This window comes from Ruegeria sp. (assembly GCF_965221235.1).
Classification (GTDB): domain Bacteria; phylum Pseudomonadota; class Alphaproteobacteria; order Rhodobacterales; family Rhodobacteraceae; genus Ruegeria.
In genome coordinates this window covers 206,113-227,613 of record NZ_CBDCRS010000003.1, presented here as the reverse complement: position 1 = coordinate 227,613, position 21,501 = coordinate 206,113, and the positions used below count along the sequence as shown (strand labels likewise).

General features: G+C 60.3%; 14 protein-coding genes and 1 pseudogene. 7 read left to right on the top strand and 8 right to left on the bottom strand.

Annotated features, from left to right (window positions below; all coding sequences use genetic code 11):
* Positions 1 to 63 precede the first annotated feature (63 nt).
* From ACOQOY_RS01475 to ACOQOY_RS01460, 4 genes are all read right to left on the bottom strand, one after another.
* Positions 64 to 1,359 (bottom strand): hypothetical protein, encoded by a 1,296-nt coding sequence (locus ACOQOY_RS01475; RefSeq protein ID WP_420583718.1) that lies wholly within the window; start codon positions 1,357 to 1,359, stop codon positions 64 to 66.
* Positions 1,360 to 1,403: 44 nt separating this feature from the next.
* Complete coding sequence (locus tag ACOQOY_RS01470) at positions 1,404 to 2,717, bottom strand: TfuA-like protein (protein ID WP_420583717.1); 1,314 nt, start codon at positions 2,715 to 2,717, stop codon at positions 1,404 to 1,406.
* Positions 2,714 to 3,919, bottom strand: a complete 1,206-nt coding sequence (locus ACOQOY_RS01465; RefSeq protein WP_420583716.1) for a YcaO-like family protein — start codon at positions 3,917 to 3,919, stop codon at positions 2,714 to 2,716. Before ACOQOY_RS01465 ends, ACOQOY_RS01470 begins: the two co-directional genes overlap by 4 nt.
* Before the next feature lie 101 nt (positions 3,920 to 4,020).
* Positions 4,021 to 4,989 carry an aldose epimerase family protein gene (locus ACOQOY_RS01460; RefSeq protein ID WP_420583715.1) on the bottom strand — a complete coding sequence of 323 codons (969 nt, stop codon included), beginning with the start codon at positions 4,987 to 4,989 and terminating at the stop codon, positions 4,021 to 4,023.
* A gap of 171 nt (positions 4,990 to 5,160) precedes the next feature.
* Here ACOQOY_RS01460 and ACOQOY_RS01455 point away from each other — a divergent pair.
* From ACOQOY_RS01455 to ACOQOY_RS01445, 3 genes and pseudogenes are all read left to right on the top strand, one after another.
* Positions 5,161 to 5,784: pseudogene (locus tag ACOQOY_RS01455) on the top strand (bifunctional aconitate hydratase 2/2-methylisocitrate dehydratase); the annotation flags it as partial.
* A gap of 69 nt (positions 5,785 to 5,853) precedes the next feature.
* On the top strand, positions 5,854 to 6,684 hold the full coding sequence (locus tag ACOQOY_RS01450; RefSeq protein WP_420583494.1) for an IS5 family transposase: 831 nt from the start codon (positions 5,854 to 5,856) through the stop codon (positions 6,682 to 6,684).
* Complete coding sequence (locus tag ACOQOY_RS01445; protein WP_420583714.1) at positions 6,674 to 8,875, top strand: aconitase family protein; 2,202 nt, start codon at positions 6,674 to 6,676, stop codon at positions 8,873 to 8,875. Before ACOQOY_RS01450 ends, ACOQOY_RS01445 begins: the two co-directional genes overlap by 11 nt.
* A 69-nt stretch (positions 8,876 to 8,944) precedes the next feature.
* Here ACOQOY_RS01445 and ACOQOY_RS01440 read toward each other — a convergent pair whose 3' ends face one another.
* Positions 8,945 to 9,871 carry a LysR family transcriptional regulator gene (locus ACOQOY_RS01440; RefSeq protein WP_420583713.1) on the bottom strand — a complete coding sequence of 309 codons (927 nt, stop codon included), beginning with the start codon at positions 9,869 to 9,871 and terminating at the stop codon, positions 8,945 to 8,947.
* Positions 9,872 to 10,006: 135 nt separating this feature from the next.
* Here ACOQOY_RS01440 and ACOQOY_RS01435 point away from each other — a divergent pair, with 135 nt between their 5' ends.
* Genes ACOQOY_RS01435 through ACOQOY_RS01420 form a run of 4 tightly spaced genes read left to right on the top strand, consistent with a single transcriptional unit; the run spans position 10,007 to position 15,049 of the window.
* Positions 10,007 to 11,497 carry an aldehyde dehydrogenase family protein gene (locus tag ACOQOY_RS01435; RefSeq protein WP_420583712.1) on the top strand — a complete coding sequence of 497 codons (1,491 nt, stop codon included), beginning with the start codon at positions 10,007 to 10,009 and terminating at the stop codon, positions 11,495 to 11,497.
* The gene (locus tag ACOQOY_RS01430; protein ID WP_420583711.1) at positions 11,494 to 12,756 is read left to right on the top strand and encodes a hypothetical protein; all 1,263 of its coding nucleotides are present in this window, start codon (positions 11,494 to 11,496) and stop codon (positions 12,754 to 12,756) included. The genes ACOQOY_RS01435 and ACOQOY_RS01430 overlap by 4 nt, the downstream gene beginning before the upstream one ends.
* Positions 12,757 to 13,770: a glutamate cyclase domain-containing protein gene (locus ACOQOY_RS01425; protein ID WP_420583710.1), complete on the top strand. Its 1,014-nt coding sequence runs from the start codon at positions 12,757 to 12,759 to the stop codon at positions 13,768 to 13,770.
* 19 nt (positions 13,771 to 13,789) lie between these two features.
* A complete protein-coding gene (locus tag ACOQOY_RS01420) occupies positions 13,790 to 15,049 on the top strand; it encodes an aminotransferase class V-fold PLP-dependent enzyme (protein WP_420583709.1) in 1,260 nt (419 codons plus the stop codon).
* 34 nt (positions 15,050 to 15,083) lie between these two features.
* On the opposite strand, the gene ACOQOY_RS01415 is transcribed toward ACOQOY_RS01420, so the two are convergent.
* From ACOQOY_RS01415 to ACOQOY_RS01405, 3 genes are read right to left on the bottom strand one after another with little or no spacing between them, the layout of a single operon-like run.
* Positions 15,084 to 17,498 carry a GcvT family protein gene (locus ACOQOY_RS01415; RefSeq protein ID WP_420583708.1) on the bottom strand — a complete coding sequence of 805 codons (2,415 nt, stop codon included), beginning with the start codon at positions 17,496 to 17,498 and terminating at the stop codon, positions 15,084 to 15,086.
* A gap of 5 nt (positions 17,499 to 17,503) precedes the next feature.
* On the bottom strand, positions 17,504 to 19,921 hold the full coding sequence (locus ACOQOY_RS01410; protein ID WP_420583707.1) for a GcvT family protein: 2,418 nt from the start codon (positions 19,919 to 19,921) through the stop codon (positions 17,504 to 17,506).
* 4 nt (positions 19,922 to 19,925) lie between these two features.
* Positions 19,926 to 21,422 (bottom strand): trimethylamine methyltransferase family protein, encoded by a 1,497-nt coding sequence (locus ACOQOY_RS01405; RefSeq protein WP_420583706.1) that lies wholly within the window; start codon positions 21,420 to 21,422, stop codon positions 19,926 to 19,928.
* Positions 21,423 to 21,501 lie beyond the last annotated feature (79 nt).

The following is a 21,501-nucleotide window of genomic DNA, read 5'->3' as shown; positions in this document are numbered from 1 at the left end:
TCCAAATTAATCACCCCACGCATAGATGCCACAAAACCGCTTCAAAATAAAGGGTTTTGGGTCTCACCCCGGCACTTGAGTGCGGACCGAATTAGAGTGGCTGTCCTCGTCGGGGTCGGGCAGGCGCGGGCCTACCGTCGCCTCGCCGATATCGCGCATTCGGAAATTGCCTTCGATGATGCGGTGAAACGCGCCCCCGGTGATTTCCTGATCGACAGCCAGCAAGGCCTTTTCCACCCCAAAATAGCTGAGCATATCCGCATCCAGCCGCTCCCACGTATCGGCCAGATAGGTTCCCAGAAAATCGCGCGCCTCCAGCAGAGCAATGCGGAAATCTTCGGGGTTTTCAGCGTATCGTTTGTCGAAAATCCCCTGCATCACCTCGCTGTATTCGGGCGTACCTTCCAGCTGATCCGACAGGTTCTCTTCCTCGGGTGTGATCAGCTCGTGAACCAACAGGCGTTCGTGGTAAATGTCCACGAAAACATCGAACATCGCGCCGGTCAGGGGTTCGGACAAAGCATGCTCGCTGGACCATCCGGCGGCAAACTCGGAAAGTGACCGGTCGTTGGCCGCAAGCCGGATTTGTGCATTCTCGGACAGTTCGGCAAACCGGCTCAGGCGGTTGAACGTATAGAGATTGCCGCGCGTGTTTTCGAGCAAATCATCGACCACCGAACCGAAATGCAGCGAGGCCAACAACGCCACCAGATCGGCTGCCGATTCATGAAACCCGTAATACTCGCCCGAGGCATCCCCGTCCGAGGGCATCCCGATCACGCTGTAGATGATGGCATGGCCGATTTCATGCGCGACTACGTCGAAATTCAGGCTGTAGGGGCGGTATTCATCGCCGTGTTCATGCGTGCCGCCAGTTTCCAGAAAACCCCAGCCGATATGTGCGTTGTCAAGGCTGGGCAGCAGCGACAGCTCCAGTCGGTCAAAATCGCGCCTGAAATGCCAGGGGATCGGACGGTCAAAATACCCCTCCCAGACATCCATGGTGAAATGGGCCGAGCCGAACAGATGCGCCGCTTCAAACGCCGGATCGCTTGGGTCGATATGGATGAAGTTGCCGGACTCGTCTGGCATGGCGGGGGGTTGAAAGAACCCGTCCCAGGGCGGTAGATACATGCCGGGGCCGTTTGGGCCGGGCACGATCGCACCATAAGGTGTGGTCTTGCCCACCGGGTTGACCGTGTACATGCGCGGACCGGACGGGCCGGGACCGATGCTGCCTTGCGGGGCCGAAACCTCGACCAGTTCCAGCGGCGCATCCGGTTCCAGAAAGGGCGATTGCGGGTAGAGAAGAAACCGCGTGCCGGGTTCCTCGGCTTCGTGCTGTTCGGGTAAGTCCATCAAACGCCCTCCCGCGCGTTTGCCCGATCAATATCCGCACCCCCCTAGGCGGGGGCGTCGTTCGGGCCGCCATCTCTGTGGCAATATAAAAACTCAGCTTCTATCAAATCATAAAACGCGTCCCGCCCGGCCAGACCCAGCGAGATTGCATGGGATTCAAGATCATCCGGCACCTCCTGGTCAAGTCGTGTTTCAAAGTACCATATTACGAAGCGCAGTCTGTCCGCCCCTGTTCGCCGTTCCGATGTGCCGCCGTTGGCTTTGCTGGCGGCGCGATCCCGCAATTTGGCATAGTGGCCCGAGCGGCGCAGCTCGGACAGCAGCTGCGCATCCAGATCGTCAGCACGCGCGGTCACAGCGCCTTCGATACGGGCGGCATCGGCCAACAACATCTCGTAATCCTCGGGGCTGAGGTCATTGTCCTGCAACCAGCCCATCAGATCGGCACGCCGGACCAAGCCGGCGCGGGCGCGGTGATCTGCCATTTGCCTGACCAGATCGGCACGCTCGGGGTCGCGGTTGCGTCGCGATGCATCCTCGCGCGACAGCAAGGCCAAAACGGCACGATCCCGCAGCCGCGCATAGAGATCCGGGTTCAAGCGCAGTTCATCCACAACGGCCTGATCCGCGTCTGGATCGCCGCCATCCACCCGCCGCCGCAACGCTTTCCACATCAGCGTCGGTTCGGTGCGTTCCGCATCGGACATGGGCGGGGGGTCACCGGCCAAATGCTCTGCCATGGCGTGCAACATGGCACGGGCATCGTCGGCCTTGGCGTCGATAGCTCCCTCAGGCAGCCAACTGGTAAAGTCCGCAACGCCGGGATGGCCGTTCATCTGCGCCGTAATTTCGGGCCACAAACGTTGTTGGTAGTGCAGGTTTTTGGAGGCCCGAAGCATCGCGGCAGCCGTTTCCGGCGGTAGAACCCCTTCGGACTGCGCCCGCGCAACCGTTGCCCGGATCGAAACCATCGGCGCGCTGAGCGGCTGGAACCCCAGCTCGGCGGGGCTGTGCAGAACAGCGACCTCATCATCGTCCTGCAAGGTGCCGGAATAGTAATCCTCGTAGATACGCCCAACCCCGATCATTCCAAAATCGGCCAGTTCGGCCGCGCGCAAGGCCCCCATGCTGGCACTGCCGAACACCGGAATTCCCTGCTCCATCGCCCAGAGGATTTCCTTGTGCCAGACCGAAGGGACGCCTTCAAAGAAACCGTCGATTATGCCGATGGCATCCGGCTTGTCCCGTGCCACGCGGTAGACATCACCCTGCCGGACCGGAGGCAAGATCGTGGCGTCCAGGCAGGCGCGCACCTCCTTTTGCGACAGGGTCGGGCCTACGAAAACAACCACCGTCATTCCAACCCATCCATCACGCGCTGCGCCCGCGGGCCGGGCAGGTAGTCAGAGTCATCATGGGGCGCTTCCAACCCGGGAATGACTGCCCGGACCACTGCGATGTCATAGTCGGGGCGCGACAGGTCGACCGTGACCACCTGCGAGATCCCGGCCTGCGCAAGCTGATGCCGCAACAGGGCCAGATCATCATCGAACGAGCCGGTTGCATTGGACGGGCAATCGGCAAAGCGCTGATCCGCAGCGCAACCGTCAATCAGATCGCGCACATATCGGCCACGCTCGGATTTGGCCTGATCGGTGAATTCCGCAGGGTCCAGATCATCCCGCGCACCCGAGATATAGGTCAGACGTGTCTGCGCTGCCTCGGTCAAAGCGCGCAGCAGGGCAATGGCGCGGTCTGGATGGCAGCCGTCGCCGATGCCGATATGGCCGGGTTGGCCGCTGCCCTCGCAGATCACACAGCGGAAACTGGCGATCCCGATATCCGAGGTGGTGTTCCACAAACCAACATCCAGCCCCGCAGACAACATCATTTGCACGGCCTGCTGGCAGCGCGGGTCGTCAACACTGTCAGGATCAAGCCGAGCGGGGAGGTGCTGCTGGTCCCACAGGGTGGTGGCATCCCTCTCAATCAATTCGCAGATGGCATGGCAACTGGCCTCAGCCAGGTTGTTACCTGACGCTAACCCGTTGGTCGACCGGGGAAAGGCCGCCTGACCGCCGACCGGGGCCGTGGTGTAATCCGTATCGACCATCTCAAGCGGCACCCAGCACGCATCATCGGCCATTAGATCGCGGCCTTCGACCCACAGCATGTTCTCATGCGGATCAAAGCGCCCGCTGTTGACACGCGGCAGCCTCTCCACATCGACGACGGCCACATCCCGGGCAAGCTCGGCATAGCGCGCCAACCGCTGCGGCAACAGCACACGCTCGGCGTGCCAGGACTCGATCGCTTCCATCACGCCTGACGCCTCAGCCGCGGGCAGGGACAGGCCCTTGCCCAACGACACCGCCACCGAGCGGGAGTTTGGGCGCGCGACCATAACAGTGGGCAATCCGATCCGGTCCAGCCCGGTCAGATTGGCGATGCGGGTGATGCCCATTTCCCTGAGGAACGGTTTGACAATGGCCAGCGTCTGCTCGGGGTCGCGCAGCCGGTGCGTGTCCAGCACATATTGCTTTTGCGATGACTCGGGCATGTTGCGGGCCTTGCCTTAAATTCGAGCAATGACCTCGATGCGAAAATAACTGCGCCGGGCCAGTCTGTTACGGCTCAGGATGATGGATCAACGCCGTTCGGTCAACCGCACTGACCGTCAATGCGGCTAAAGGCAAAGCGTGAAACGTTACGGTAGAGCTGACCGTGTTCCAAAATAACGCTCGGGTAAGCGGGGTTGTTCACGGCATCCGGCCAGCCCTGCGGTTCCAGCGCCAGACCGGACCAGGCCATGTAGGGCGCGCCCGACAGCGTCTTTCGGCCCGGATGGTTCAGATAGGTGCCGGAATAAACCTGCAACCCCGGTTCCGTCGTGGACAGGTCCATCCGAACACCCGACCGGAGGGATTCCAGCGTCGCAGCCAGTTTCTCTGGCCTTTGTTGATCCGAAAGACAGAAGTTGTGATCGAAGGGGTAGTTTCCGACCTCTCGGGGTGTACGGAAATCAAATACCGTACCCGAAACTTCGGCCGGATCACCCAGCGGAATAAGGTCATCATCCACCGGCAAGTAACGGTCGGCAACGATGGTCAGGATGTGATCTGTGATGTCTCCAGCACCGCTAAGATTGAAATACCAGTGCGGCGCGAAATTGCAGATCGACGCACCTTTTGAGCGGGCTTCGATCTCAAGCACCAGCGCAGCAGGGTCTTCAATCGTAAAGCGCGCCTCGACAAACAGCTCTCCGCCAAATCCCATATGACCGTCCGGCAGATGTAGACCAAAGGTTACATGCGTCGCGCTTTGCTGCCTGAGGTCCCAATCCTGCTTCGCTGCGCCATCCTCACCGCCGTGCAGGCAATGCCGGTCACGGAAGTTTTGGTCTAACTGGTATTCCTGACCGCCAAGGCGATAGCAACCTCCGGCGATGCGGTTCGCACATCGTCCGACGATCGGGCCCAGATAGTCATCGTTTTGCAGGTAATCCTGCGGCTCGCTCCACCCCAGCACCAAAGAATGGTCGACGCCATCAAGGCGCAGGTCGCACAACGAGGCCCCTAAAGGCGAAAGCGTCGCCGTTAGTATTCCGTTCGAGATGACTATCCTTTGCACTGCCATTGCCCTCGTGACCCGTTTTTCGCCCATATCCTGCCTTGGCACGGGGCAGCGCGCATATGTTCTATTGTATCCTCGGGCAAATTAGTATACCGCCGCATACAAATGGATGCCCGAGCCCGTCAGCCCGGTGCAAACCCCTCTGAAACGCCAACACCCGGGATAGCCATGAGCCTTTATACAGACTACCTAGCCGAGATCGAGACCCGTAAAGAACAGGGCCTGAACCCCAAGCCGATCGACGACGGAGCCCTTGTCAAAGAGATCGTCGCCCAGATCAAGGATGCAGGCCATGAACACCGGGCGGAGTCGCTGAACTTTTTCATCTACAACACGCTGCCCGGCACAACCAGCGCCGCAGGTGAAAAGGCGAAGTTTCTGAGAGAGATCGTTCTGGGCGAGGCCGTGGTCGAGGAAATCTCGGTTCCTTTCGCGTTCGAACTGCTGTCACATATGAAAGGCGGCCCTTCGGTTGAGGTTCTGCTGGATCTGGCGTTGGGTGATGATGCGGCGATTGCCGGGCAGGCCGCCGACGTTCTGAAGTCGCAGGTGTTCCTGTATGACGCCGACACTGATCGTCTGAAAGCCGCCTATGAGGCCGGCAACGCGGTGGCGAAGGATGTTCTGGAAAGCTACGCCAAGGCAGAATTCTTCACCAAGCTGCCCGAGATCGACGAAGAGATCGAGGTCGTGACTTATGTCGCGGCCGAGGGCGATATCTCGACCGATCTTCTGTCGCCGGGCAATCAGGCGCATTCGCGCGCTGACCGGGAACTGCACGGTAAGAGCCTGACCGAAAAGTAGTTGAAGGATATCATCGGGTTATGATTCTCTGAATTTTGCTGGCAAACGGAGGATCAGATGCCCTGGAATGATATCGCTCGCGCTCAACATACACGCAAAACGGACCGCTATCCAAGTGACATGTCAGACGATGAATGGTCGCTGGTCGAGCCAATGATTCCACCGGCACGGTCTGGCGGTCGTCCTCGAACGACGGATATGCGGGAAGTGATGAATGCGATTTTCTACATCGGATCGACAGGCTGCCAGTGGCGCGCTTTGCCGACAGACTTTCCTCCCATGACGACTGTACAGGGATATTTCTATAATTGGCGGAACGCGGGCTTGCTGGCGGCAATGAGTGATTTGCTGGTTGCTGCCGCTCGTGAATTGGAGGGCCGCGCTGCCGAGCCTACGGCGGGTGTGATTGATAGCCAAAGTGTGAAAACTACAGAAAGTGGAGGCATTTGCGGATATGACGCCGGCAAAAAGACCAAGGGGCGCAAGCGTCATATTGTGACGGACGTCCTTGGGCTTCTGCTGATTATCATCGTTCATGCCGCCAACATCCAGGACCGTGACGGCGCTCCCGATCTGCTCAAAGCGGTCGGCAAAAAATTCCCTTGTTTGCGCCATATTTTCGCCGATGGTGGGTATGCGGGGGATAAGCTCCGACAAGCCATGGGTGATGAGTGGACACTGGAAATAGTCAAGCGACCTAACAAGGCAAAAGGCTTCGTTCTTCTGCCCAAGCGATGGGTCGTTGAGCGCACTTTTGCATGGCTGGGAAGGTGTCGACGGTTGGCCAAAGACTGGGAACGCACAATCGAAAGCTCAACAGCCTGGGCGCTCGTTGCCAATATCCGCCTCCTGACACGCAGACTGGCAAGGCACTGCTATGCAACGTAAAACTTTAGATTCAGGCTCTAAGTGCTTTATCTCTGAAAAGGCACAGCAGGAAGTCGAAGCGCTGAAACTCCAGCACCCGGGCAAACGCGTGATGCTAATCGCTGAAAAAGGCACCATGGGTGTTGGATCGTCCCGGATGTCGGGCGTGAACAACGTGGCACTGTGGACCGGCAAGCAGGCCAGCCCCTATGTGCCTTTCGTCAACTTCGCTCCGATCGTGGCAGGGACAAACGGTATCTCGCCGATCTTTCTGACCACCGTGGGCGTGACCGGCGGCATCGGTCTGGACCTGAAAAACTGGGTCAAGAAGGTGGACGAAGATGGCAACGCCATCCTGAACAACGATGGCAACCCGATCCTTGAAGAGAAGTACTCGGTCGCAACCGGTACGGTTCTGAAGATCGACACGAAAAAACACGCGCTGCTGAGCGAAGATGGTGATGAACTGGTCGACCTGGCTTCGTCCTTCACCCCGCAGAAAATGGAGTTCATGAAGGCGGGTGGGTCCTACGCCATCGTCTTCGGCAAAAAGCTTCAGACACTCGCGGCGGAAACGCTGGGCGTCGAAGCACCTTTGGTGTTTGCCCCGTCGAAAGAGGTCAGTCACGAAGGTCAGGGTCTGACCGCAGTTGAGAAGATCTTCAACAAAAACGCCGTTGGTTCCACGCCGGGCAAAACCCTGCATGCAGGTTCCGACGTGCGCGTAAAGGTCAACATCGTTGGTTCGCAAGACACCACCGGCCTGATGACCATGCAGGAACTTGAAGCGATGGCCGCCACCGTCGTGTCCCCAACCGTTGATGGGGCTTATCAGTCGGGCTGTCACACCGCGTCGGTTTGGGATGCCAAGGCACAGGCGAACACGCCGCGTCTGATGAAATTCATGAATGATTTCGGCCTCGTCACCGGCCGCGACCCGAAAGGCGTCTATCACTCGATGACCGACGTGATCCACAAGGTGCTGAACGACATCACTGTGGATGACTGGTCGGTCATCATTGGCGGCGACAGCCATACGCGTATGTCCAAAGGCGTGGCGTTTGGCGCGGACTCTGGCACCGTGGCTCTGGCACTGGCCACCGGTGAGGCTTCGATGCCGATCCCGGAATCGGTCAAGGTGACGTTCAAAGGCCAGATGGCCGAGCATATGGACTTCCGCGACGTGGTCCACGCCACCCAGGCGCAGATGCTGGAACAGCACGGCGACAACGTGTTCCAGGGCCGCGTGATCGAAGTGCATATTGGCACGCTGCTGGCGGACCAAGCCTTTACCTTCACCGACTGGACCGCCGAGATGAAGGCCAAAGCCTCGGTCTGTATCTCGAATGACGAGACCCTGATCGGTTCGCTGGAATTGGCCAAGTCGCGCATCCAGATCATGATCGACAAAGGCATGGAGCATGAAAACGGCATGCTGCAAAAGCTGGTCAACATCGCCGATGCCCGCATTGCTCAGATCAAATCGGGTGAAAAGCCCGCTCTGCAACCCGATGACAACGCGAAATACTTCGCCGAGGTTGTTGTCGATCTGGATCAGATCGTCGAGCCGATGATCGCCGACCCTGACGTCAACAATGCGGATGTGTCCAAGCGGTACACCCACGACACGATCCGCCCGATCTCGTACTACAATGCCGAAAAGCATGTGGATCTGGGCTTTGTCGGCTCGTGCATGGTGCACAAAGGGGACATCAAGATTGTCGCCCAGATGCTGAAAAACCTTGAAAAGGAAACCGGCAAGGTCGAATTCAAGGCCCCGCTGGTGGTTGCGGCTCCGACCTACAACATCATCGACGAGCTGAAGGAAGAGGGCGACTGGGAAGTGCTCGAGAAATACTCGGGCTTTGAATTCGACGACCTGTTCCCGAAAGAAAAGGCACGTACCGAGTACGAGAACATCCTGTACCTCGAACGCCCCGGCTGTAACCTCTGCATGGGCAACCAAGAGAAAGCCGCCAAGGGTGACACGGTTCTGGCCACATCGACCCGCCTGTTCCAGGGCCGTGTCGTTGCAGATGCGCCGGACAAGAAGGGTGAAAGCCTGCTGGCGTCGACCCCGGTAGTTGTGCTGTCTGCAATCCTCGGCCGTACGCCGAAGATCGAAGAGTACAAAGCGGCGGTTGAAGGCATTGACCTGACCAAATTCGCGCCACCTGCAACGCCGGAAAACACCAGATCGGCGCATTTCTAAGACCCGTTGGGCCGGTTCGCCACAGGTCAGGCGGACCGGCCCGCGAACAGCAGGTTCGCCAAGCCCGGTTTAGGTGATGTGAAAGCCGCAACCGGGCTGCCTGCACCATTCCGACAAAAGCCGCGCGACCTGATGGATGGGATCATCGCCTTCGATATCCTCGGTCCGCAGCACCGCGCGCCACGGAACGGTAATTCCGTCCTGTGTGACCCTCGCGCCCACAATGCGCCCTTCTTTCAGCGCGGACTGAACCGCCCAATTCGACAAAACGCTGGTCCCCAGATCTGAGGCTACAAGCTCGACAATCGCTTCGGGCAGTTCCACCGTCGCGGCCCATTTCGGATAGCTGTCGGTAGGGCGAAACAGCAGCGCGAATTCGCGGTCCGGTTCGGGGATTTTAGTGTAGGTGATGAACGGCTCACCAACGATGTCCGAACCTTCGACATAATCGCGGCCCGCCAGCCGATGGGTCGGCGGCATGATATACAGCAACGGGTCTTCGAACAGCGGCAGACTGCTGATCCCGGCCTGTGAGACGTTTCCAGACATGATCGCAATATCCAGATGTCGGTTGAGCAATCCGCTGACCGGATCGCCGCGAACGCCCGCCATGATCTGAATGTCGATCCCGTCTGTGCGCAGCTTCAGGAATTTGATGAAAGAAGGCAGCCACCGGTAATTGCTGTAGGCCTCGACCGACAGACGCACCACATGCTGCACATTGGCATTCATTCGGCGCACGTCCTCTTCAGCGCGGCTGAGATCAGTGAGAATACGTTCGGCCACCACGGCCATGTAGTCCGCCGCCGGGGTGCGGCGCAATTTCTTGTGCATGCGTGTGAACAGGGGAACATCCAGCCTGCGTTCAGCCTCGCGCAGGCGGTGGGATAGGGCCGAGGGTGTAACACCCAGCTTTTTGGCCGCATCGGTGATCCGTCCCGTTTCGGTAATCGCTTGAATCAATTGCAGATGGCGCAGGTCGAGCAGTGGTTTCATGGGTTTTAGCCTGAACAAAATTCAACAAATAGAAAAAACTTCGAAATTGAAATTCAGTCAATATGCAGGTGAAACTGCCTTGTGCGGCAATCCAAGCTCAGGCGGATGCCGCAACCCCGGCCAGGAGATATCGCAATGACAACGCTGCTTGTACCGAAACTGCCGGATGCCGGGCTGGCGGGCAGTTATATCAACGGGGCATGGCACTGGCCGGCCAGTGGAGAGACACTGACGGTCGAGAACCCCTCGCGCCGGGTTCCTATCTGCGAGGTCGGTCGCGGCACGTCAACGGAAGTCGATCTGGCAGTCGCCGCCGCCCGTGCCGCGCTGCCAATGTGGCGCGCCTTGGCAGCGGCCGAGCGTGGCAAGCTGCTTACCGAACTCGGGCGTCGTCTGGAAGAAAATGCGGAAGAGGTCGCCCGCGTGCTGGCTGCCGAAACCGGAAACGCCATCAAAACCCAATCACGGGGCGAGGCGATGGGCGCGGCCGGTGTGCTGAAATATTATGGCGGTGTGGCCGTTGAGCAGAAGGGTGAAACCCTGCCGCTGGGGCCTGGCCTATTCAGCTATTCCACGCGCGAACCGCATGGGGTCGTGGGCTCGATCATCCCGTGGAACTCGCCTTTGCAACTGGGCGCGGTTAAGATTTCGATGGCACTGTCGACCGGGAATTGTCTGGTGTTGAAACCTGCCGAGGACGCGCCGCTTGCGATTCTGAAGCTGGTTGAATTGGCTGAGGGGCTGTTCCCGCCGGGCGTGTTCAATGTCGTCACCGGGCTGGGCGAAGAGGCCGGAGCCGCGCTGGCTGCGCATCCCGGCATCGACAAGGTCTCGTTCACCGGGTCCAGCGAGGTGGGCAAGCTGATCGGCAAGGCAACTGCCGACCGCATTGCCAAACTGACGCTTGAGCTTGGCGGCAAGTCGCCCACCATCGTCTTTCCCGATGCCATTGCCGAAGGCCGTTTGGACAGCACTGCCCAACAGGTCGCCAATGCGATGCGCTTTGCCCGTCAGGGACAAAGCTGCACCGCCGGATCTCGTTTGTTTGTGCATAGGTCCATCTGGGACGTGTTGATGCCAAAAGTGGCCGAGAAATCCGCCGCGTTGAAAGTTGGCGATGCGCTGGACCCGGAGGTTGACATGGGCGCGGTAGTCAATGCCGAACGATATGGTGAAATTCGCGCCTATGTGGCCGAGGCCGAGGCGCAGGGTGCCACCTTTTTGATCGGTGAAACCCCCGATTCTGACCCTAAAGGGTTCTGCCCCAACCCGACTATCATTACCGGTGTCGACAACACATGGCGCATCGCCCGAGAAGAGGTGTTCGGCCCCGTCATGGTAGCCATGCCCTTTGACACCGAAGAAGAGGTCATTGCTATGGCCAATGACACGCATTACGGGCTGGCGGCCTTTCTGTTCACCCATGATATCAGCCGCATCACCCGTCTGACCCGCGCCATCGACGCGGGTTGGATTCAAGTCAATCAGGGTGGGGGGCAAATCCCGGGCATGTCTTATGGCGGCACCAAGCAATCCGGCACCGGCAGTGAATACTCGATTGAGGGCGCACTTGAGGCCTATACCTATCGCAAATGCGTAACGATCAACATCGAGGGCGGTGCGTGAGCACGGACCGATTTGGCAATCCGATTGATCCAGCTGTTGGCTACGCTCGTGGCGCGTTACTGAGCAGCTCGGCGGATGAAGTACGAAGGCTAGCTCAGGCAGGCCGCGTGGCGGCGGAGTTCGTGGCGCGCAGGGGCATCGACCGGATTGCCATCTGCACCGGCAACTTGCGGTTCTATCCGGCAATGCCTGACGATCTCGGTACCTTGTGCGAGGAATGGATCGGGCCGGGCCTGTTCCATGAGGACCTGCGTCAGGCCGCCATCGCGCATCTGGGCGGGCAGGGGCATGAGGCAGCGGCCGTGCTCAACCGCACCAGCGCCGGCATCGTAGCGACTGTGCTGGCCCATGCGCACGATAAACCGGTGCTGTCTCTGGTGGCCGAAGGGGATCGCAGCCATGCATCGGTTTTGCGCGGGGCGCGACTGGCCGGTGTTTCGGTGCGCGAGGTGCATGATCTGGAGGCTGTTCAACAGGCGCTGGCTGCGGACAAACCGGCGCTGTTCGTCATTACCCCAGTTACGTCCGAACTCTCCCTGCTGAGCGATGATCTGATTCGGGATGCGGTGACGGCCGGACGCAAGGCTGGGTGTGTCACCTTCCTGGATGACGCCTATGGCGCGCGGTTTCGTCCGGTTCTGCATGGCGGCGGGGCCTCGTTGTCGTTTGGGGCCGATCTGGTGATTACCAATGCCGACAAGGCAGGTCTATCCGGTCCTCGCGCCGGGGTCCTGTGTGGCGATCCGGCAGCGCTGATCCCGGTACAGGCCAAAGCCAGCGAGCTGGGGATGGAGGCCCGAGCGCCCGTCGCAGTAGGTGCGATGCGCAGTTTGCAGGGTTTCACCCCGGATTTGCTGCTGCAAGAAGCGCAGGACGGGGCAGCATTGGCCGATGCGTTGGGCGCCAGGCTTGGGGCGGAACGGGTGACACGTTCGGCTCTGGGGCCGAAAATCGACGAGCAGGACGTCATGCAGATCGTGCTTGAGATTGCCGGGGCAGACCACGCCAATCTGGTACCCGCCGAAGTCACGGCCACAATCGGCATGTTGATGTTGCGCGCCAAGGGGATTGTCACGGTCAATACCCATGGGCAGCCTGGCGGGCGGGTTTCGATCCGCCTCAAGCCGACAACGGGTGCTATGGCTCGCGCCGGAGGAGCAACGGCGGTGGCCGACTGTCTCGTGTCGGCAATGCGTCAGACGGCTGAGCGTCTGCATGACACAGCTTGGATCGAAGCGACCTTGTTTGGAGAAACGTGAATGGCCGACGCGGCATTGATCACACGGCTGGACAATCGGCTGGACCAGCTTGTGAATATTGACATGGGCGAACGCGGCATCGAACCTTTGTTCGAGGCTGCGCGCGAATTGCAGGGCGGTTCGCTGATCGGCGTGGCTGCCGATGCGCTGATGGCAGTGCCTCAGGGTGGAACCGTGGTCTTAACAACCGGATCGGTCTCGCGCGCTTGGATCACACCACAGCTTGGGGAAAATGACGGCCCCTCGGGCGCGGCGGCTATCGCGCGGGCGCTGGTGCTGGCGCGCAATGTGACCTGCGTGATGCTATGCGAAGAGACTTTGCTACCCGCCATCCGCAATACATGCCAGGCTGCCGGGCTATTTCCCGTCACGCTGGAACAGGCTGCGATTGCGAAGGCAGACCAAAGCCTCGCCACGATTGTGAAGGTTCCCTATACCACCGACGATGCGGGCGGGCAGGCACAGGCTGAGGCGCTGCTGGCCGATCTGAAACCGGAACTTTTGTTTTCGACCGAGCGTGTTGGGCGCAATGAATACGGTGTTTATCATTCTATGCGTGGCATCGACTATGGCATGGGCAGGGCGCGGGTCGATATGCTGTTCGATCTGGCGCTGGAGCGTGGCATTCCCGTCGTAGCCGTCGGTGATGGCGGCAATGAGATTGGCATGGGCAAGGTCGCCGACCATGTCAAGGCGCATGTGCCCTATGGGGACACCTGCCAATGCGGCTGTGGCGGCGGGATCGGCGCGGTGACGGGCTGTGACGTGCTGGTTACGGCGGCTTGTTCCAACTGGGGCTGCACCGCCATTGCCGCCGCCATGGCCGCGCGGGCCGGGCACGCCGGATTGCTGCACACACCCGAGCGTGAAGCCCTGCTGTTGGACACGATGGTGGCCAACGGCCTGATCAATTCAACACACGGGGTCGTCGACGACAATGTTGACGGCTTTCCACGCCAAAGCCATATCGCAATAGCCGAGCTATGCCGCACGATTGTAAGCCGCGCGCTCTGACAACGCACAGGACTGACCTATGATCCAAGACACTCCCGCCCTTATCGACGCGATCCGCGACCGGTTTGCCCATGTCGACAACTGCCCCTTTCAGGGTGACCGCATCTTTTTTGAAAACGCCGGAGGGGCACTGACACTAAAATCGGTCGCTGAAACTTCGGCCTTCTATGCTGCGATCCCGGACAATCCTGGCCGCATCAACCCGGCGGGGCAGGGGACGCAGAATGTGATCAACAAGGCCAAAGGCGATCTGGCCGTGTTTATGAATGCCTCCTCCGGGCAGTTCTTTACCGGTGAGAGCGGCACCGAGCTGCTGTTCCGCATGATCCGCACCGCTTGCCTGGTGGCTCCGAAAGGGGCCAAGGTCATTGGGTCGTCCATCGAACACCCTGCCACACGCAGCGCGGCACGCCGCTGGGCCGGGATCGCGGGGCTGGACTATGTCAACGTGGCGCATAATGACGAAATCGGTCTTGTCACTGCCGCCGATTATGCTGCGCAGATGACCCCTGACGTGGCAGTGGCGACGATCCTGCACGCCTCGCCGGTCACCGGCATGGGCATGGACGTGGCAGAAATCTCGGCGACCATCCGGGCGGTTTCACCAGACTGTCTGATCATCGTGGACGGTATTCAGCACGCGGCGCACGGTCAAATGGATCTGGATGCGTATAATGTCGACGGCTATGCGATCTCGCCCTACAAAGTGTTCTCGCGACATGGCTATGGCATCGCCTGGATCTCGGACAAGCTGAGCGCCCTCCCTCATGACATGCTGATCGACGCGCCCGCCACCGGGTGGGAATTTGGCACCCGCGACGCAGGCTCATACGCCACGGTGTCAGATGTGGTCGCGTATTTCGACTGGCTGGGCGGAGAAGTTTCGGATGAGACCGAGCCCCGCGCCCGGATCGAGGCCGCAGGCCGTGCAATCCACGCCTACGAGACCCACCTGACCAATACCGCAATCAACGGAACCGGCAACCTGCCGGGTCTGCGTGACATGGATCACGTCACCATTCTGGCGGGCGTGGACAATCCAGCTCGCGAAGGTCTGGTGTCGATTGTTGTCGACGGGCGGGCCTCGGAAGACGTGGTGGAGGTTCTGAACCAGCAGGGCATTCGCACTCATACGCGCAAAGCCGATCATTATTCCGGCAACGTTCTGACACCGCTCGGGCTGCCGGACTGCATTCGCATCTCGTTCTGCCATTACAACACCGAACAGGAAGTCGCCCGCCTTCTGGCCGCGATCAAAGAGCTGGGGCCGGAAAGCTAACGCCACCGCGATACTGATCATGGGTGCGCGGGCTCTAACCGCGCATCCGGGCGTTCAGCGGATCATAGAGGGGGCGCAGGCTGGCCCGAGCCGAAAGCGCCTTCCCGGCGACCATCACCTGATAGCTGCGTTCAGCAAGGTCTTTAACAGTGATGTCATCGGGCTTGGCCACATATCCCATCCCAACGGCACTACCGACGGTCCAGCCATAGCTGGCCGATGTCAGGCGTCCCACGATCTGGCCATCGTGGAGAATTGGTTCTTTACCAAAGACCAGCGCGTTCGGATCCTCTAGCCGGAAGGACAGCAAACGACTGGCCGGGCCTGCCGACTTTCGGGCCTCAATCGCCGCCTTGCCGATGAAATCGGTGGTGAAGTCACAGGCAAAGGTCAGGCCGCTTTCCACCGGGCTGTCAAATGGCCCAATATCATGACCCCAATGGCGGAATCCTTTCTCGATCCGGCACGAGTCGACCGCCATGCTGCCACACAGGCGCGGCGCGTCCGGCGTGGCCATGATGGTCTCAAACACCTGCTGGGCAAACTCGGCAGGGATGTGCAATTCCCACCCCAATTCACCGACATATGTAATCCGCTGCGCCCGAACCGGAGCATGACCCACGTGCAGCGACTGCCACGTGCCGAACGGAAAGGCATCATCCGACAGGTCACCATCCGTCAACCCCGCCAAAAAGTTCCGCGCGCGTGGACCCATCAGGGCCAGCGTGGCCTCGGATGAGGTCACGTTAATCACCGAAACCCCGGTGCCTGCCAGTTGCGTTCTCAGCCAGTATTCCGTTTGCGGCTCGGCCCCGGCCGAAGCCATGACCATGTAGCGCGTCGCGGTCAGGCGCGCGATGGTCACGTCGGCCTCGATTCCGCCTTGCGGGTTGAACATCTGCGTATAGACCAAAGCGCCCGATGCGACAGCCATATCGGCACCACAGAGCTGCTGCATCCGGGCCTCGGCCTCCGGTCCATCGACCATATAGCGACCAAAAGTCAGGTCGATGCATCCCAGATCGGTGCGCATAGCCTCATGCTCGGCCCTCCAATCGCCGAACCAAGGCTCGCGCCCGAACCCATCGGTCATCTCGCGACCGTAGTACAGGGGCCGTTCCCACCCGTTGGCACTGCCAAACTGCGCGCCCGCGTCGCGCAGATGGGTGTAATAGGGGGTACGGCGCAGGCCACGCGCTTCGGTTTTGCGCAGGTAGGGCCAGTGCATCGCATAGGCATGACTCAGCGTTTCAGCGGCCTTGGCCGCGGTATAGCTGCGTGCGTTCAGACCCGGCACGATCCGGCGGCTGTCCATATCAGTCAGGTCCATGGTCATGTGACCCGCCATGATCCACTCGGCCAGCGCCTTGCCCGCACCGGGGCCGTTCTGAATTCCGGTCGAGTTGAATCCGGCTGCAACCCAATAGCCCGCCATATCCGGCACCGGACCCAGATAGGGTTTGGCGTCTGGGGTAAAGCACTCCGGTCCGTTGAAGAACTTGCGAATGCCCGAGGTCGCCAGCGCCGGAACCCGCTGGGTCGCTGCCTCCAGAATGGGATACAGGTGTTCTTCGTCACAGGGCAGTTCGTCAAATTCGAAAGCTTCGGGCAAGCCGTCCTTGGGCAGCCATGGCGTCGCGTTGGGCTCGGAACAGCCGATCAGCAGCTTGCCCGCGTCTTCTTTATAATAGGCATATTCATCCATCACCCGCAGGACGGGCAGGTCGCCGGTTACGCCCTCAATCGGGTCGGTCACAACATAATAGTGGTTGGTGTAGTGCAGCGGGATCTGAACGCCATGGGTCAGGCCGAACTCACGCGCCCACATGCCGGTTGCGTTGACCACGTGTTCGGCGCGGATCAAGCCCTGCTCGGTCTCTACACCAACTGCGCGTCCGCCTTCGATGATGACGCGGCTGACCTTGGTGTCTTCGAACATCTGCGCGCCGTTGCTTCGCGCGCCTTTGGCCAGCGCCATCGTCGTGTCGATCGGGTTGGTGTAGCCGTCGCCGGGGAACCAGAATGCGCCCTTCGCGCCATAAGTCGACAACAATGGCCAACGATCCTGCGCCTCGGTCAGGCTGATTTCTTCGGCGCGTATCCCGCAGCCATGGGCGTAATCGACCTTGCGGCGCAGTTCTTCCATGCGGGCCTCGGTCAGCGCCACGGTCATCGAACCGTTGCGTTTGAACCCGGTGTTCTGGCCGGTCTCATCCTCAAGGCTTTCCATCAGGTCGAGACCGTATTTCGCCAGCGCCGACATGATCGGCACGCCCTGCGTTTCACTAACCAGACCGGCGGCGTGCCACGTCGTGCCTGAGGTCAGTTTCTTACGCTCGAACAGGGCGACCGACCAGCCTGCTTTGGCGAGATGATACGCGGTCGCGCAGCCGACAATGCCTCCGCCGATGATAGCGACCTGCACGTCTGAGGGCAGAGGTTTTGCCATGGTTCTTATCCCCGCAAGCGGTCGTTTTCGGGGTCGTAAAACGGCACAGTAGATACAGTCGCATTCACCGGAACGCCCAATACTTCGATCTGATAGACGTCACCGGGCTGCGCGGCTTCGGTCAGATAGCCCAAAGCAATCCTTTTGCCGATGCGGAACCCAGTTCCGCCCGAGCTGACATAACCCACCGGCTTGCCATCCCGGCAGATCGGGTCCGACGACAGCGCGTCAGCCCCGTGGCCGTCCAGCTCGAACGCAGTGAAGTGATAATCCTTCGGCTGATCGGCCCGCGCCAGAAACGCCTCGCGCCCGACAAAGCTGTCCTTTTTCTTGCTGACAAAGTGATCCAGCCCCGCGTCGAACGCGGTGTATTCGATGCCGAAATCCGCGCCCCAGCCGTGATAGCCCTTTTCCAGCCGCATCGCGTTCAGCCCGTAAGAGCCGAATTCAACAATCCCTTTGTCTGCGCCCTGTTCAATGATGGCGGTGTAGACGCGGACCAGATCGGCGTTGCGCATATGCAGTTCCCAGCCCAGCTCTCCGACATAGGATACCCGCAAGGCAATCACCGGCGCGCCTGCGATGGTGATCTTACGCACCGACATCCACGGGGCGCTTTCCTTGGACAGATCATCCTGCGTCAACGGTTGCAGCACCTCGCGGGATTTCGGCCCCATGACCATCAGGGCTGCGTCAAACTCAGAACCTCGGGTCAGGGTCACACCCTCATCGGGCAGGAATTTCGACATCCAGTCATGATCGCGCTGATCGGCCAGAGTGGGGCCGCAGAGCAGGTATTTGTTCTCATCCAGCCGCGAAATCGTGGCTTCGGACCAGATTTTGCCCTTGGGCGTCAGCATGTAAGACAGCTTGACCCGACCCACCGCTGGCATCGTGCCGCAGAACACCTGATTGAGAAACTCGGTGGCCTTCGGCCCTTCGACCCCATACCGGGTGAAGCCGCCGTGGTCCATCACGCCGACATTGTCGCGCACGCCCTCGCACTCGGCTTTGACCGCGTCATGCCATGCTTCGTGATGGAAACTGAGCTGGCCATTGTCTTTGATGTCATCGGTCTGGAACCAAAAGGCGCGCTCCCACCCGGCGACTTGCCCGAAGACCGCGCCCTTGGCTTTGAGCACGTCATAAAGCGGAGAGGTCTGCACCGGACGTCCCGCTTTCCACAGGCGGTGCGGGTAGGGGATCGCGTATTGGTGTTCATACAGCTCGCTGGCGCGTTTGACGGTGTAATCGAACGTGGCCCATTCCTCGCCAAAGCGACGGGGGTCCCACATGGACATGTCCCATTCGGTCTCGCCCTCTGTTATCCACTCAGTCAGGGTTTTTGCCGCCGCCGCCGAGTGGGTGATACCGACCGGAAAGCAACAGGCGTGGTAGAAATTCGGCAGACCAAAGGCGGGGCCGCAGAGTGGCGCGCCATCCGGGCTGTACGGGATCGGGCCGTTCACGAAACGGCTGACACCGGCCTCGCCCAGAAGCGGCACATGTTCCAGCGCGGCTTCTAGGATTTCGGCGATGTCATCGACGCTGTCCGGGTAAAGCTGGTTGGCAAAGCAGTCGGGCATGCCATCCAGCCAAGCGGGGCGGCCCTCGTGACCGTAAGAGCCCAACAGCAACCCGTTCCGCTCGCGCCTCAGGTAATACATGATGTCCGGGTCGCGGATGAGCGGGAAGTTCTCGGGGTTGGCCTCAAGCTCGGGCAGGCTTTCGGTGACCAGATACTGGTGCTCCAACGTGACGACGGGCAGTTTCTGGCCCACCATCTCACCGACGACGCGACCGTAATAGCCACCGGCGTTGATCACAATGTCACAGACCACATTACCCTTGTCGGTCTGCACCTCCCACTCGACGGACGCGCGGCGTCTGATGCCGGTGACCGTGGTAAACCGCGCGATCACCGCGCCCTGATCCCGCGCGCCTTTGGCCAGCGCCTGCGTCAGTTGCGAGGGATCTACGTCACCCTCATAAGGATCATAAATCCCACCGATGATGCTGTCGCCCGAACTGAAATAGGGGTGCATCTCGTCCATCTCGGACGGGGTGAGCATCGCCATGTCATACCCCAGCCCCTTAGATACGCCGACAAGGTGGCGGAACAGGTCCATACGTTCCGACGTATGGGCGGGCCAGAACGCGCCCGTGTGACGATACGTGATCGGGTAATCGACCTCTTCGGCCAGATCCTTATACAACCGCCAGGCATAGTTGCCCGCGCGCATCCCGCCCCAACTGTTGGCATAGGTCGGAATGTTCCCCGCCGCGTGCCAGGTCGAGCCGCTGGTCAACTCGTTCTTTTCGATCAGCAGCGTATCGGTCACGCCTGCTTTGGCCAGTTGAAAAAGGGTCGAGACGCCAACCGCACCACCCCCGATGATCACGACTTTGGCCTGGTTTTTCATGAGATCAGACTTTCAGATGAATGGGCAAACGGGCGCGAATGGCGGCTTCGGCATCGGCCGGAAGATGAGAGGGCGCCGGCTGCGCCTCGATCTCGGCGACGCGGGCAATGGCGCGGTCCCACACGGTTTGCGCGCCATTTTCCAGCCAGTCGTTGACGCTCTGGCGATCACCCAATGACGGGTAGACGTATTCCCGGGTCATCAGTTCCAGCGTCTGAGCGGTGCCGAGGAAATGCCCTTCGCCCGTCACCACCTGTTCGATCATGTCCAGATCAATGCCGCCTTCACACATCTCGACCCCCCGCACCGTGCGCAGGATGGCCCCGCACATGTCGTTGTCGATCACCAGCGCCTCTTTGCTGGCAGCCATGATCGAGCCGAGCATACCCACCGACAGATTGATCATGTCGGCCCCGCCTTGCGCGGCCAGCGCGATGGTATAGCCCTTTTCATAGCCGGATTGCGCATCGACCGTCTTGGCGTCTGTCATCCCCGCCGAGACGGTCGAGGGCAGGCCGAGATGCAGCAGCAGTTGCGCGGCGGCGGCATTGGCCACTGCGGCCTCGCCAGAACCGCCGGTCATCGCTCCGGTCCGCAGGTCCGAGATGAAAGGCAAAAAGGCAAGGATACAGGGGAAACCCGGCTGCATCATGTTGACCAGAACCAACCCAGCCAGCGATTCCGCAAGCCCCTGCGCCAGAGCACCCGCCAGCGCGGCGGGGCTGGTTGCCCCCGCCTGCGCCGCCGAACAGATTTGCAGCGGCATGCCGTGTCGCACGCATTCCCACATAACGCCGCAGGCCTCTTCCGCCCATGTCAGCGGCGGCACCACATGGCAGACTGATGCAAAGCAGAACGGCTGCGCGCGGAATTGTCCTGTGCCGCCCAACGCTGTCTCGAACATCTCGATCACCGGTGCGACATTGGCAGGCTCAAAAAAGCTGGTGCCGATGGGTTTTGACGTCGCTTTCAACCCGGCAAACGCTGTGTTGAGGTCCAAGCTCAGCGGATCCGGCATATCGCGCGCCACCACCGGGCGCAGCGCATAGTGAATGCTGTCACAAGCATCGACGATCCGCATCAGGTCATACAGGTCCTGCAAGCTGCTGTCGCGAAAGCTGCCAGTCGCGGCATCCAGAACCTGCACCGCCGCGCCGCCGGTTCCTATGTGAACGCGGCCGCCGCCAACTTCGATCCCACGATTGCGGTCAAACCCCGGCAACTCAACTCGCTTGCACGCCTTAGAGATCGTGTCTTCAACGAGGCTGCACGGGAAGAGAAGACGCCCGTCTGCGCGTTCTGATGCTCCGTTTTCCAACGCCAGCGCGCGGATATCTTCAGGCGCGCCTGACAGGCCGATACGCTCCAGAATGTCGAAGGCGGCAGAGGTGATTTCGGTTAGTTTGCCGTCATCCAATGGCGCGAACCGGCCACCGAATGGCGGTGGTGTCCCTTGCGATGCGGCGGGTCTGTCCCCGCGTTTCGATCTTGTCCGCCGCATGCGTGCGCCTTTACTGGGGTAAGCTCTGACCCACTTTAGGAAAGGGGTTATTTTAGCTCAATTCCATAACTTACATCAT